This is a genomic window from Pseudomonas sp. S3_A09 (assembly GCF_054668065.1).
Genome location: NZ_CP162752.1, coordinates 3,511,729 through 3,524,470 on the forward strand (window position 1 = coordinate 3,511,729; position 12,742 = coordinate 3,524,470).

Genomic DNA, 12,742 nt, shown 5'->3' on the forward strand with positions numbered 1-12,742 from the left:
GGGCTTGCCCGCGAAGGCGGCTTAAGGGGCCATCAAGGCGCTGGGTTCGGATGATCCTTCTGAATCGCCTCAATCCCTTCCAAAACCTCTTTCGAGAGTTTCAGGTCGGCACTGGCAATGTTGCTGTCCAGTTGCTCCAGGCTGGTGGCGCCAATGATGTTGCTGGTCACGAACGGCTGCTGGGTCACGAACGCGAGCGCCATCTGCGCCGGGTCCAGGCCGTGTTCCCGTGCCAACGCCACATAACGGCTGCACGCCGCTTCCGACTGCGGGTTGAAGTAACGGCTGAAGCGGCTGTACTCGGTCAACCGGGCCTTGGCCGGGCGTGCGCCACCTTCGTATTTGCCACTGAGCATGCCAAACGCCAGCGGCGAATACGCCAGCAGGCCGCACTGTTCACGAATCGCGACTTCCGCCAAACCTACCTCAAAGCTACGGTTGAGCAGGTTGTAGGGATTCTGGATCGACACCGCACGGCTCCAGCCACGGGCTTCGGCCAGGGCCAGGAATTTCATGGTGCCCCATGGGGTTTCGTTGGACAGGCCGATGTGGCGAATCTTGCCCGCCTTAACTTGCTCGTCCAGCGCTTCGAGGGTTTCCTCCAGCGGGGTGAGATCGTCTTCGTCCTTGTGCTTGTAGCTCAGTTGGCCGAAGAAATTGGTGCTGCGTTCCGGCCAGTGCAACTGGTAGAGGTCGATCCAGTCGGTCTGCAAGCGTTTGAGGCTGGCATCCAGGGCGTCGACGATGTGCTTGCGGTTGTGGCGCAGGTGGCCATCGCGGATATAGTCGATGGTGTTGCCGGGGCCGGCGATCTTGCTCGCCAGGACCCAGTCGGCGCGGTCGCCACGACTTTTGAAGTAATTGCCGATGTAACGCTCGGTGGTGGCATAGGTGTCGGCCTTGGGCGGCACCGGGTACATTTCCGCCGTGTCGAGGAAGTTGATCCCCGCGGCCTTGGCCCGCTCGATCTGTGCGAAGGCCTCTGCCTCGCTGTTCTGCTCGCCCCAGGTCATGGTGCCCAAGGCTATCGCGCTCACGTTCAGATCCGTACGGCCCAGCTGTCGATAATCCATCGGGTACTCCTTCAGGGAAAACAATCATAAAAGCAGGTTGAATTTTTTTTCGCAATCTGCATAATTGCCCACCTCTTTCTGCAGTGGAAGTGATGCGCCGCCTGCCGAAGAATCTTGCCGTTGAACGGACGCGCCGACCCGAGCCCCCGATAGCGTCTGTATCCGGCTGCCTTTGACTTGTCAAAGTACGCACTATTCAGTAAGATCCGCCGTCTAATTTACAGGGCGGCCCCTGAGGCTATTAAAGAATGACAACTTTTACTGCAAAACCGGAAACAGTTCAGCGCGACTGGTTTGTCGTCGACGCCGCTGGTCAGACCCTGGGTCGTCTGGCCACTGAAGTCGCCAGCCGTCTGCGTGGCAAGCACAAGCCTGAGTACACCCCTCACGTTGACACCGGTGACTACATCGTGATCATCAACGCTGAGCAGGTTCGTGTAACCGGCAACAAAGCAAGCGACAAAATGTACTACCGTCACTCCGGTTTCCCAGGCGGTATCAAGTCTTCCAACTTCGAAGGCCTGATTGCCAAGAAGCCTGAAGCCCCGATCGAAATCGCGGTCAAAGGCATGCTGCCTAAGGGCCCACTGGGTCGCGATATGTTTCGCAAGCTGAAAGTCTATGCGGGCGCTGTACACCCTCATGCTGCTCAGCAGCCCCAAGAACTGAAGTTTTAACGGAATAGTTCATTATGTCGGCGACTCAAAATTACGGCACTGGCCGTCGCAAAACCGCAACCGCTCGCGTTTTCCTGCGTCCGGGTACTGGTAACATCTCGATCAACAACCGCTCCCTGGACAACTTCTTCGGCCGCGAAACTGCCCGCATGGTAGTTCGTCAGCCGCTGGAATTGACCGAGACCGTTGAAAAGTTCGACATCTACGTCACCGTTATCGGTGGCGGTGTAAGTGGTCAAGCTGGCGCAATCCGCCACGGTATCACTCGCGCTCTGATGCAGTACGACGAAACCCTGCGTGGCGCTCTGCGCAAAGCTGGCTTCGTGACTCGCGATGCCCGTGAAGTTGAACGTAAGAAAGTCGGTCTGCGTAAAGCGCGTAAGCGTCCGCAGTACTCGAAGCGTTAATTCGCTTTACGTTCCACAGAAACGCCCAGCCCCCTCGCGGAGCTGGGCGTTTTTTATTGCCTGCGATTTATGCATAAATTTGTGCGTGACAACTTGCCACATCCGTAGACCCCCTATACTACAAGGCCTGGAGGCTGAGCTCCCGGCAATTCCCTTGTCATACGTGGGGCTTTTCATTACCATCCGTCAAAATTTTTATAAGTAAAGATTCAACACTTAGTAGACGCCTGATTTAACAGGCCAAAAAGCTGATGGGAGAGGACTGAATGAGCAATGACGGCGTGAATGCAGGCCGGCGTCGCTTCTTGGTAGCAGCCACATCCGTGGTGGGTGCTGCAGGAGCGGTGGGGGCTGCGGTCCCGTTCGTGGGGTCATGGTTTCCCAGTGCCAAGGCGAAAGCCGCAGGTGCACCGGTGAAGGTGAATATCAGCAAGATCGAGCCAGGGCAGCAGATGATTGCTGAATGGCGCGGCCAGCCGGTCTTCATTGTTCGTCGTACCGAGGAAATCCTGGGGAATCTCAAAAAGATCGAAGGCCAGTTGTCTGACCCTCAATCCGAGAAGTCCGACCAACCCGCCTACGCCAAGAATGAAGTGCGTTCGATCAAGCCGGAGATCCTGCTACTGGTCGGTCTCTGTACCCACCTGGGTTGCTCGCCTACCTTCCGCCCGGAAGTGGCCCCTGTCGACCTGGGCAAGGATTGGGTCGGCGGTTATTTCTGCCCCTGCCACGGCTCCCACTACGACCTCGCTGGCCGCGTCTACAAATCCCAGCCTGCTCCCTTGAACCTGCCGGTTCCTCCGCACACCTACGAAACTGACGACCTCATTGTCATTGGCCTCGATAAGGAGAACGCGTGATGAGCAAGTTCATGGATTGGGTGGATGCGCGCTTCCCCGCCACTAAAATGTGGGAAGACCATCTCAGCAAATATTACGCGCCAAAAAACTTCAACTTCTTTTACTTCTTCGGCTCCCTGGCACTGCTGGTGCTGGTCAACCAGATCGTCACCGGCGTCTGGCTGACGATGAGCTACACCCCGTCGGCGGAAGAGGCGTTTGCTTCGGTCGAGTACATCATGCGTGACGTCGAGTACGGCTCGATCCTGCGCCTGCTGCACTCCACGGGCGCGTCGGCGTTCTTTATCGTCGTCTACCTGCACATGTTCCGCGGCCTGCTCTATGGCTCGTACCAGAAGCCCCGCGAGCTGGTGTGGGTGTTCGGCATGCTGATCTACCTGGCGCTGATGGCCGAAGCCTTCATGGGCTACCTGCTGCCCTGGGGCCAGATGTCGTACTGGGGCGCCCAGGTGATCATCTCGCTGTTCGGTGCGATCCCGGTGATCGGCAACGACCTGACCCAGTGGATCCGGGGTGACTACCTGATCTCGGGCATCACCCTGAACCGCTTCTTTGCCCTGCACGTAGTGGCCTTGCCGATCGTGATCCTGGGCCTGGTGGTACTGCACATCCTGGCGCTGCACGAAGTGGGTTCCAACAACCCGGATGGCGTGGACATCAAGAAGCACAAGGACGAAAACGGCATCCCGCTGGATGGCATTCCGTTCCACCCTTACTACACCGTGAAAGACATTGTCGGCGTGGTGGTGTTCCTGTTCGTGTTCTGCTCGATCGTGTTCTTTTTCCCGGAGATGGGCGGTTATTTCCTGGAGAAACCTAACTTCGAACAGGCCAACGCCTTCAAGACACCTGAGCACATTGCCCCCGTCTGGTACTTCACACCGTTCTACGCGATCTTGCGGGCGATCCCCGACAAGCTCATGGGCGTGATTGCCATGGGCGCGGCCATTGCGGTGCTGTTCGTGTTGCCTTGGCTTGACCGCAGCCCGGTCAAATCCATGCGCTACAAGGGCTGGCTAAGCAAGATCTGGCTGTGGGTGTTCTGCATTGCATTCGTGATCCTGGGTGTACTCGGTGTCTTGGCGCCGACTCCAGAGCGTACGCTGCTGTCGCAGGTCTGCACCTTCCTGTACTTCGCCTACTTCATTCTGATGCCGTTCTATACCCGGCTCGAGAAGACCAAACCGGTTCCGGAAAGGGTGACTGGCTGATGAAAAAGTTATTCGTTGCATTGATGCTTGCGGCACTGCCGCTACTGTCCTTCGCTGCCGAGCATGGCGGACCGGAGCTGGAAAAAGTCGATATCGACGTGTCTGACAAGGCTGCCATGCAGGATGGCGCGCGCACGTTCGCCAACTATTGCATGGGCTGCCACAGCGCCAAGTTCCAGCGTTACGAGCGTGTTGCCGATGACCTTGGCATCCCCCATGAAATGATGCTGGAAAAGCTGGTGTTCACGGGCGCCAAGATCGGCGACCACATGACCATCGGCATGAAGCCTGCAGACGCCAAGACCTGGTTCGGCGCAGCGCCGCCTGACTTGACCCTGGTAGCCCGTGTGCGGGGTACCGACTGGCTCTACGGCTACCTGAAATCCTTCTACGAAGACCCGGCACGTCCGTATGGCGTGAACAACCGTGTGTTCCCGAACGTCGGCATGCCTAACGTTCTGGTCGGCCTGCAAGGCAAGCAAGTGGTAGGATGCAAGCAGATCCAGGTCGTTGAAGACGGCAAGAAGCAATACGATCCGTTGACCGGCACACCTTTGACTCATGAAGCGTGCGATCAACTGAAGATAGAAACCCCAGGTTCGTTGACAGACGAGCAGTTCGACGAGAAGGTCAAGAACCTCGTGACCTTCCTGGCCTACTCGGCCAATCCGGTCAAACTTGAGCATCAGCGCATCGGTACGTATGTGTTGCTGTACCTGGCCTTCTTCTTCGTATTCGCCTATCTGCTCAAACGCGAATACTGGAAGGATGTGCATTGATCCAACTGTAAGCAATTGCTGTTAATCTTGCGCGCCCAGCGGCATCTCTGACGTAGCGATCGGTTGAACCGGACGTTACAGAGATGCTCTCTGGGCGCGCTCGTTTTTGAGCTTTCGATAATTTCAACAAGCGAGGAGGACCGCCATGGGCGTGACCAATCGGTTGGCCTGTTACTCCGACCCCGCCGACCACTATTCCCACCGAGTGCGCATCGTGCTCGCAGAGAAGGGTGTCAGCGCCGAGATCATCAGTGTGGAGGCGGGCCGTCAGCCGCCAAAACTGATCGAAGTGAACCCTTACGGCAGCTTGCCCACCCTGGTCGATCGTGACCTGGCGTTGTGGGAGTCGACCGTCGTGATGGAATACCTGGATGAGCGTTACCCGCATCCGCCTTTGCTGCCGGTGTACCCGGTGGCGCGTGCCAACAGCCGGCTGCTGATCCATCGGATCCAGCGTGACTGGTGTGGTCTGGTGGATGTGATTCTGGATACCCGCAGCAAAGAGGCGGCACGTGTACAGGCGCGTAAGGAATTGCGCGAAAGCCTGACCGGCGTTTCGCCGCTGTTCGCCGATAAACCTTTTTTCCTCAGTGAGGAACAAAGCTTGGTGGATTGCTGCCTATTACCGATACTCTGGCGTTTGCCGATTCTTGGTATTGAACTGCCGCGGCCTGCCAAGCCGCTGCTTGATTACATGGAGCGCCAGTTTGCGCGTGAGGCTTTCCAGGCGAGTCTGTCTGGTGTCGAACGCGATATGCGCTAAGGCTTAAGGAGCCGCTGATGAACTCCAGTCGACCCTACCTGGTCCGCGCGCTCTATGAGTGGATTGTGGACAACGATTGCACCCCGCACATGCTGGTCAATTCCGAATTTCCTGCGGTTCAGGTACCGGAGGGTTTTGCCAGTGATGGGCAGATTGTGCTGAACGTATCGCCGAGTGCCGTGCGCCACCTGCACATGGACAATGAAGCCGTGAGCTTCGAAGGGCGTTTCGGCGGCGTGCCGCATACGCTGTTCGTGCCGATTGGCGCCATCCTCGGCATCTATGCCCGGGAGAACGGCCAAGGCATGGTGTTCGATCTGGAGTCGCCTTTCGAGGATGACGAAGCGATCGAAAACGAAGGCGGCGATGACTTGCCGCCACCGGATTCCGAGCCACCGCGCCCTAGTGGCCGGCCGAGCTTGAAAGTGGTGAAATAACGGGCGTTCCCTCAGGGGAGCACTGAGAAAATGCCTCGACGTGTGTCGGGGCATTTTTTTGCGCGAAGGATAGGGATGAAAGTCGCGCCTGGACGGTGATCGTACAACCACCATGGGCTATGATGCGTGCTCAAGCTCACCGAGAAAGATGATTCATCATGGAAAACGCCAACATCGCCCCTCGTCTTCCCCGCAAGCGCCGCAGCCTTGCCCAGGAACTGGTCACGGTGTTGTCCGAGCAGATCCGCGACGGTCAGCTCAAGCGGGGCGACAAATTGCCCACCGAGTCGGCGATCATGGACGCCCATGGGGTCAGCCGCACGGTGGTGCGTGAAGCCATCTCGCGCTTGCAGGCGGCGGGGCAGGTCGAAACCCGTCATGGTATCGGCACCTTTGTACTGGATACGCCCAGCCCGAGCGGTTTCCGCATCGACCCGGCCACGGTGGTGACCTTGCGGGATGTGCTGGCGATCTTGGAGCTGCGGATCAGCCTGGAGGTGGAATCCGCAGGCTTGGCCGCGTTACGTCGCAGCGACGAACAACTGGCCGCCATGCGCGCGGCGCTTGATGCCTTGAATGAAAGCGCGGCTCACGCCGGCGATGCGGTGGCGTCCGATTTTGCATTCCACCTGGAAATTGCACTGTCCACCGGCAACCGCTACTTCACCGACATCATGACCCACCTGGGCACCAGCATCATTCCGCGTACGCGCCTGAATTCGGCGCGCCTGGCCCATGATGACCAGCAGCACTACATGGGGCGTTTGAGTCGTGAGCATGAAGAGATTTATGAAGCGATCGCGCGTCAGGATTCGGACGCGGCGCGGGCGGCGATGCGGTTGCATTTGACCAATAGCCGGGAGCGGCTGCGCCATGCCCATGAAGAGGCGGAGGCGCAGCGGGGTTAAGCTGGCGTTCTCAGGCCAGGTCGAACTCGATTTCGGTCACGCTGCCATTGGCGTCGTAATGGAACGTCTTCTTGGTAACCTCCAATACCTGACCGTCCATATTGAGGTAATCGCCTTTATTGGGCAGTTCCTCAATTTTGACGTTCGAAGTGCTGTTTTTTTTGCCTTTGAATTTAACCTGAATGTTGTTAGCCATGATTAAGCCTCATTGAGCAGGAAGAAAGTTAGGTGAAGGCCCGCACATCATGTGCGGGCCTCATCACGTTAGGAGGGGTGGAAATGTGCTGATACTGTCAGAATTCACAGTTCTGACGAGCGGTATCAGGCACGCCTGGAGCGGACCCCGGCTCAAGGCCGCGGCGTATTTGGCTTGTAGTCCTTCAACAACAAATACGTACTCCACCCCCACCAATCATTCGTCCAGTGCTTGTCGTTCAAGTCATTCACCTCCTTACGACGCAGCACCTTGTCCCCCTCCATCTTGAACAGCGGCGAGAAGTTGTTCGCCGGGTTTTGCGCCGCATTCAGGTCTGGCACATACAGCGGCGCCTTGAAGTTGGCTGGAGAGGGCGCAATACCGCTGATGAAGGTTTCGAAAATTTCATCCGCCGAAGCCTGCACCGCACGTTTGACCTGCACCCGATTGTCCGCATCGATGGCGTCGAAGTAGCGTTTGTCTCCATACGCGTGCCACTGATCGCCCATGGCGTTACGCACCTTGAGTCCGAATTTGCTGTCTTCGTCGTGCATGAAGCGGCTGATCAGCGAACCCAGTTCACCGGGAGTGACCACGGCGGCGAGTTGTTTGCGTGGTACTCGCAGATGGCCAGCGGAGAACAGGTCGGTCAAAAAGTGATCAGCAAAACTGTTCATGGCATACGCCAGTTCCAGCGCTGGGTCGGTGCCGGTCTGGTGCGCCACGACGGCTTGTTGCAGCGCCGCCGTGTGCCCCGCCAGATAGGCCGACAGCGCCCATTCGCCGAAGTGGTCGGCATTGTCCGCCGCCAGTTTCAGGTAACGTCCCAACGGAATCAGCGCCGAAACTGCGCTGCCGCCGCCCGTGATGCGGTTCCATTCCTCGGACAACGTATCACCCAGCGCGTCGTAGGCTTCATGGGCTTGTTTGCCGTCCTTGATCGCCTGCTTGACCGCATTGATCTCCTTTTGCATCACCGCAAGGATCTTGTGCGCTTCTTCCCGCGAGGCGGGCAGCACGGCGAGCGTATTGAAGGCTGCGGTAAAGCGTTGTACGCGCTCGGCGGGGGAGGCGCCATCGCTGATCGGTTGGCCGGGGACGCCATAGAAGTCGCCCCCGAGGGCGATCACTTGGCCATAGGTCAGCGCCAGCCCATTGGGCAGGTGCAGCTCGACCTGGCGTGCGGGAATCGCCGGGGCATCCTTGACGAAGCGCAACAGGGTGTCATCGCCGATGGCAGTGTGTTCACCGCCTTCGAAGCGCAATGTGGGTGGGTTCTTTTCGGGTGCGGCGAGTTCAAGACCTGACATGTTAGCTCCTTGCTATGTCGTAGGAATCTTCCGTGATAGCTGTATGTATATACAGCTAAATCGAGCATAGAGTAAAAAATTCCTACGTCAAGAAGGCGCGCATTCAACGCTCTCAGAACGAAGTCTGATGAATTGCAGTTGACGAATTGTTTTATAGTTGTACGATGACGTACGACATCACCAAAACCAACAACAACCTTTCGATAGAAAGTCTTCGCCCAGGGTGTTCGAATAATGAATCCACAAGAACTGAAGTCCATCCTTTCCCACGGTCTGCTGTCTTTCCCGGTGACCGATTTCAACGCCCAGGGTGATTTCCACCAGGCGGGCTACATCAAGCGCCTTGAATGGCTGGCCCCTTACGGCGCCACGGCTTTGTTCGCTGCTGGCGGTACCGGTGAGTTCTTTTCCCTCGCGGCCAGCGAATATTCCCAGGTGGTGAAAACCGCAGTGGATACCTGCGCGACCAGTGTGCCGATCCTCGCCGGTGTGGGCGGTTCGACACGCCAGGCCATCGAGTACGCTCAGGAAGCCGAACGCCTCGGCGCCAAAGGTCTGCTGCTGCTGCCGCACTACCTCACCGAAGCCAGCCAGGATGGCGTTGCGGCCCACGTTGAGGCCGTGTGCAAGTCGGTCAAGATCGGTGTGGTGGTCTACAACCGTAACGTCTGCCGCCTGACCGCTCCGCTGCTGGAACGCCTGGCCGAGCGCTGCCCGAACCTGATCGGCTACAAGGATGGCCTGGGTGATATCGAGTTGATGGTGTCGATTCGTCGCCGCCTCGGTGATCGTTTCAGCTACCTCGGCGGCCTGCCGACTGCGGAGGTTTACGCCGCTGCCTACAAGGCCCTGGGAGTTCCGGTGTACTCCTCGGCGGTGTTCAACTTCATCCCGAAAACCGCGATGGACTTCTACCACGCGATTGCCAAGGACGATCACGCCACCGTTTCCAAGATCATCGACGACTTCTTCCTGCCATACCTGGACATCCGTAACCGCAAGGCCGGGTATGCCGTCAGCATCGTCAAGGCGGGTGCAAAAATCGTCGGCTACGACGCAGGTCCGGTACGCACGCCGCTGACCGACCTGTTGCCGGAAGAATATGAAGCCCTGGCCGCGCTGATCGACAAGCAAGGCGCGCAATAACTCATCTACAAGGCCGCTGAGCAATCAGCGGCCTTTTGCGTCAGGAGAAGATTCGTGTCCCAAGCCCAACGTTTTGACAACTACATCAATGGCCAGTGGGTGGCCGGCGCTGACTATTGCGTCAACCTCAACCCGTCGGAGTTGTCCGATGTCATTGGTGAATACGCCAAGGCGGATGTTACCCAGGTCAACGCCGCCATCGATGCGGCCCGCGCGGCATTCCCGGCCTGGTCCACTTCCGGGATCCAGGCGCGCCATGACGCTCTGGATAAAGTCGGCAGTGAAATCCTCGCGCGCCGCGAAGAGCTCGGCACCCTGTTGGCCCGTGAAGAGGGCAAGACCCTGCCCGAAGCCATCGGCGAAGTGACCCGCGCCGGCAATATTTTCAAGTTCTTCGCCGGTGAATGCCTGCGGCTGTCCGGCGACTACGTGCCGTCGGTTCGCCCGGGCGTCAATGTAGAAGTCACTCGCGAAGCCTTGGGGGTGGTCGGCCTGATCACGCCGTGGAACTTCCCGATCGCCATCCCCGCCTGGAAAATTGCCCCGGCCCTGGCCTACGGCAACTGCGTGGTGATCAAGCCCGCCGAGCTGGTACCGGGTTGCGCCTGGGCCCTGGCAGAGATCATTTCCCGCGCCGGTTTCCCCGCCGGTGTGTTCAATCTGGTGATGGGCAGCGGTCGCGTGGTCGGCGACGTGCTGGTCAATAGCCCGAAAGTCGATGGCATCAGCTTCACCGGTTCTGTCGGTGTTGGTCGTCAGATCGCCGTCAGTTGTGTGTCGCGCCAGGCCAAAGTGCAGTTGGAAATGGGCGGCAAGAACCCGCAGATCATCCTCGACGACGCCGACCTCAAGCAGGCCGTCGAGCTGTCCGTACAGAGCGCGTTCTACTCCACCGGCCAGCGCTGCACAGCGTCCAGTCGCCTGATCGTCACCGCCGGTATCCACGACCAGTTCGTCGCGGCCATGGCTGAGCGCATGAAGTCGATCAAGGTCGGCCACGCGCTGAAAAGCGGCACCGACATTGGCCCGGTGGTTTCCCAGGCCCAGTTGGACCAGGACCTCAAATACATCGACATCGGCCAAAGCGAAGGTGCGCGGCTGGTCAGCGGTGGTGGCCTGGTGACCTGCGATACCGAAGGTTACTACCTGGCACCGACGCTGTTTGCCGACAGCGAAGCCGCCATGCGTATCAGCCGTGAAGAGATCTTCGGCCCGGTCGCCAACGTCGTGCGCGTAGCGGACTACGAAGCAGCGCTGGCCATGGCCAATGACACCGAGTTCGGGCTGTCGGCGGGCATTGCCACCACATCGCTCAAGTACGCCAACCACTTCAAGCGTCATTCCCAGGCCGGGATGGTGATGGTCAATCTGCCGACGGCAGGTGTGGATTACCACGTTCCCTTCGGCGGCCGTAAAGGCTCGTCCTATGGCTCGCGGGAGCAAGGTCGCTATGCGCAAGAGTTCTACACCGTGGTGAAAACCAGCTACATCGGTTCGTAATACGCAACACCCAGTGGGGGCCGGATGCCTGTCGGCTCCCCACGGCAAAAACAGAAAACCATTACCCGCAAAAAAAATAATTAGTGGGAGTACTTCTTCATGCAAGCGACCAAGCCGACCCATGTCCGCTATTTGATCCTGCTCATGCTGTTCCTGGTGACCACGATCAACTACGCCGACCGGGCCACTATCGCCATCGCAGGCTCCAGCCTGCAAAAAGACCTCGGCATCGACGCGGTCACGCTCGGTTACATCTTCTCCGCATTCGGTTGGGCCTACGTGGCCGGGCAAATTCCCGGTGGCTGGCTGCTGGACCGGTTCGGCTCGAAAAAAGTCTATGCCCTGAGCATCTTCACCTGGTCTCTGTTCACCGTGCTGCAAGGCTATGTCGGTGAGTTTGGTGTGTCCACCGCCGTGGTTGCGCTGTTCATGCTGCGCTTCATGGTGGGCTTGGCCGAAGCGCCGTCGTTTCCCGGAAATGCCCGTATTGTGGCGGCGTGGTTTCCTACGGCAGAACGCGGTACGGCTTCAGCGATCTTTAACTCTGCGCAATACTTCGCCACGGTGCTGTTTGCGCCGCTGATGGGGTGGATCGTCTACAGCTTCGGCTGGCAGCACGTGTTTATCGTGATGGGCGTGATCGGCATCATTTTCTCGCTGATCTGGTTGAAAGTTATCCACAGCCCGCGCCAGCATCCGATGATCAACGAAGCCGAGTTCAACCATATCGCCGCCAATGGTGCGATGGTCGATATGGATCAGGACAAAGGCAAGGGTAAGAAAACCGACGGTCCGAAGTGGGACTACATCCGCCAACTGTTGACCAACCGCATGATGCTCGGCGTGTACCTGGGCCAGTACTGCATCAACGGCATCACCTACTTCTTCCTTACGTGGTTCCCGGTGTACCTGGTGCAGGACCGTGGCATGACGATCCTCAAGGCCGGTTTCATCGCCTCGTTGCCGGCGATCTGCGGGTTTATCGGCGGCGTGCTCGGCGGGGTGATTTCCGACTACCTGCTGCGCAAAGGCCACTCCCTGACCTTCGCCCGCAAGGCGCCGATCATTGGTGGCCTGCTGATCTCCAGCAGCATCGTGGCCTGCAACTATGTGGATATCGAATGGATGGTGGTGGGCTTCATGGCCTTGGCCTTCTTCGGCAAAGGCGTTGGCGCACTGGGTTGGGCGGTGGTATCCGACACCTCGCCGAAACAAATCGCCGGTCTCAGTGGTGGTTTGTTCAACACCTTCGGTAACCTTGCGTCGATTACCACGCCGATTGTGATCGGCTACATCATCAGCACCACCGGTTCGTTCAAATGGGCCTTGGTGTTCGTCGGCGCCAACGCGCTGGTGGCGGTGTTCAGCTACCTGGTCATCGTTGGCCCGATCAAGCGTGTAGTACTCAAAGAGCCGCCTACCCAGGGGCCTGAGTTGACCCGCCTAACCGAAGCGCATTCCTGAGGGGCCGTGTG

Annotated in this window: 14 protein-coding genes; 11 read left to right on the plus strand and 3 right to left on the minus strand. The window is 58.5% G+C overall.

Annotation, left to right across the window (positions count from 1 at the left end):
* Nucleotides 1-32: 32 nt before the first annotated feature.
* A complete protein-coding gene (locus tag AB4N92_RS16365; protein WP_021491892.1) occupies nt 33-1,073 on the minus strand; it encodes an NADP(H)-dependent aldo-keto reductase in 1,041 nt (346 codons plus the stop codon).
* 248 nt (nt 1,074-1,321) lie between these two features.
* Here AB4N92_RS16365 and rplM point away from each other — a divergent pair, with 248 nt between their 5' ends.
* The 8 genes from rplM (at nt 1,322) to AB4N92_RS16405 (ending at nt 7,115) form a co-directional block, all read left to right on the plus strand.
* Nucleotides 1,322-1,750: a 50S ribosomal protein L13 gene (gene rplM / locus AB4N92_RS16370; protein WP_003188508.1), complete on the plus strand. Its 429-nt coding sequence runs from the start codon at nt 1,322-1,324 to the stop codon at nt 1,748-1,750.
* Nucleotides 1,751-1,764: 14 nt separating this feature from the next.
* Nucleotides 1,765-2,157: a 30S ribosomal protein S9 gene (rpsI, locus tag AB4N92_RS16375; protein ID WP_002555064.1), complete on the plus strand. Its 393-nt coding sequence runs from the start codon at nt 1,765-1,767 to the stop codon at nt 2,155-2,157.
* A 266-nt stretch (nt 2,158-2,423) separates the two neighbouring features.
* The gene (gene petA / locus AB4N92_RS16380) at nt 2,424-3,017 is read left to right on the plus strand and encodes a ubiquinol-cytochrome c reductase iron-sulfur subunit (protein WP_010213167.1); all 594 of its coding nucleotides are present in this window, start codon (nt 2,424-2,426) and stop codon (nt 3,015-3,017) included.
* Nucleotides 3,017-4,228: a cytochrome b gene (locus tag AB4N92_RS16385; RefSeq protein WP_003171746.1), complete on the plus strand. Its 1,212-nt coding sequence runs from the start codon at nt 3,017-3,019 to the stop codon at nt 4,226-4,228. The genes petA and AB4N92_RS16385 overlap by 1 nt, the downstream gene beginning before the upstream one ends.
* Nucleotides 4,228-5,007, plus strand: a complete 780-nt coding sequence (locus AB4N92_RS16390; protein ID WP_010213166.1) for a cytochrome c1 — start codon at nt 4,228-4,230, stop codon at nt 5,005-5,007. Before AB4N92_RS16385 ends, AB4N92_RS16390 begins: the two co-directional genes overlap by 1 nt.
* 145 nt (nt 5,008-5,152) lie before the next feature.
* Complete coding sequence (locus AB4N92_RS16395) at nt 5,153-5,770, plus strand: glutathione S-transferase N-terminal domain-containing protein (RefSeq protein ID WP_010213164.1); 618 nt, start codon at nt 5,153-5,155, stop codon at nt 5,768-5,770.
* 17 nt (nt 5,771-5,787) lie between these two features.
* The gene (locus AB4N92_RS16400; RefSeq protein ID WP_021491891.1) at nt 5,788-6,207 is read left to right on the plus strand and encodes a ClpXP protease specificity-enhancing factor; all 420 of its coding nucleotides are present in this window, start codon (nt 5,788-5,790) and stop codon (nt 6,205-6,207) included.
* A 158-nt stretch (nt 6,208-6,365) separates the two neighbouring features.
* Nucleotides 6,366-7,115, plus strand: a complete 750-nt coding sequence (locus tag AB4N92_RS16405; protein ID WP_010213160.1) for a FadR/GntR family transcriptional regulator — start codon at nt 6,366-6,368, stop codon at nt 7,113-7,115.
* A 10-nt stretch (nt 7,116-7,125) separates the two neighbouring features.
* Here AB4N92_RS16405 and AB4N92_RS16410 read toward each other — a convergent pair whose 3' ends face one another.
* Both AB4N92_RS16410 and AB4N92_RS16415 read right to left on the minus strand, forming a co-directional pair.
* The gene (locus AB4N92_RS16410; RefSeq protein WP_010213158.1) at nt 7,126-7,311 is read right to left on the minus strand and encodes a hypothetical protein; all 186 of its coding nucleotides are present in this window, start codon (nt 7,309-7,311) and stop codon (nt 7,126-7,128) included.
* 152 nt (nt 7,312-7,463) lie between these two features.
* On the minus strand, nt 7,464-8,621 hold the full coding sequence (locus AB4N92_RS16415) for a phosphatidylcholine-hydrolyzing phospholipase C (protein ID WP_010213157.1): 1,158 nt from the start codon (nt 8,619-8,621) through the stop codon (nt 7,464-7,466).
* Nucleotides 8,622-8,855: 234 nt separating this feature from the next.
* Between AB4N92_RS16415 and kdgD the strand changes: the two genes are divergently transcribed.
* The 3 genes from kdgD to AB4N92_RS16430 all read left to right on the plus strand — a co-directional run bounded on the left by kdgD (nt 8,856) and on the right by AB4N92_RS16430 (nt 12,731).
* Complete coding sequence (gene kdgD, locus AB4N92_RS16420; protein WP_010213155.1) at nt 8,856-9,767, plus strand: 5-dehydro-4-deoxyglucarate dehydratase; 912 nt, start codon at nt 8,856-8,858, stop codon at nt 9,765-9,767.
* A 54-nt stretch (nt 9,768-9,821) separates the two neighbouring features.
* A complete protein-coding gene (locus tag AB4N92_RS16425) occupies nt 9,822-11,267 on the plus strand; it encodes an aldehyde dehydrogenase family protein (RefSeq protein WP_010213153.1) in 1,446 nt (481 codons plus the stop codon).
* 99 nt (nt 11,268-11,366) lie between these two features.
* On the plus strand, nt 11,367-12,731 hold the full coding sequence (locus tag AB4N92_RS16430; RefSeq protein ID WP_010213152.1) for an MFS transporter: 1,365 nt from the start codon (nt 11,367-11,369) through the stop codon (nt 12,729-12,731).
* Nucleotides 12,732-12,742 lie beyond the last annotated feature (11 nt).

Coding starts and splice junctions, on each gene's coding strand:
- AB4N92_RS16385 (WP_003171746.1), top strand. CDS start 3,017: ATGAGCAAGTTCATGGATTGGGTGGATGCGCGCTTCCCCGCCACTAAA.
- petA (WP_010213167.1), top strand. CDS start 2,424: ATGAGCAATGACGGCGTGAATGCAGGCCGGCGTCGCTTCTTGGTAGCA.
- rplM (WP_003188508.1), top strand. CDS start 1,322: ATGACAACTTTTACTGCAAAACCGGAAACAGTTCAGCGCGACTGGTTT.
- AB4N92_RS16405 (WP_010213160.1), top strand. CDS start 6,366: ATGGAAAACGCCAACATCGCCCCTCGTCTTCCCCGCAAGCGCCGCAGC.
- kdgD (WP_010213155.1), top strand. CDS start 8,856: ATGAATCCACAAGAACTGAAGTCCATCCTTTCCCACGGTCTGCTGTCT.
- AB4N92_RS16390 (WP_010213166.1), top strand. CDS start 4,228: ATGAAAAAGTTATTCGTTGCATTGATGCTTGCGGCACTGCCGCTACTG.
- rpsI (WP_002555064.1), top strand. CDS start 1,765: ATGTCGGCGACTCAAAATTACGGCACTGGCCGTCGCAAAACCGCAACC.
- AB4N92_RS16410 (WP_010213158.1), bottom strand. CDS start 7,311: ATGGCTAACAACATTCAGGTTAAATTCAAAGGCAAAAAAAACAGCACT.
- AB4N92_RS16430 (WP_010213152.1), top strand. CDS start 11,367: ATGCAAGCGACCAAGCCGACCCATGTCCGCTATTTGATCCTGCTCATG.
- AB4N92_RS16415 (WP_010213157.1), bottom strand. CDS start 8,621: ATGTCAGGTCTTGAACTCGCCGCACCCGAAAAGAACCCACCCACATTG.
- AB4N92_RS16365 (WP_021491892.1), bottom strand. CDS start 1,073: ATGGATTATCGACAGCTGGGCCGTACGGATCTGAACGTGAGCGCGATA.
- AB4N92_RS16400 (WP_021491891.1), top strand. CDS start 5,788: ATGAACTCCAGTCGACCCTACCTGGTCCGCGCGCTCTATGAGTGGATT.
- AB4N92_RS16395 (WP_010213164.1), top strand. CDS start 5,153: ATGGGCGTGACCAATCGGTTGGCCTGTTACTCCGACCCCGCCGACCAC.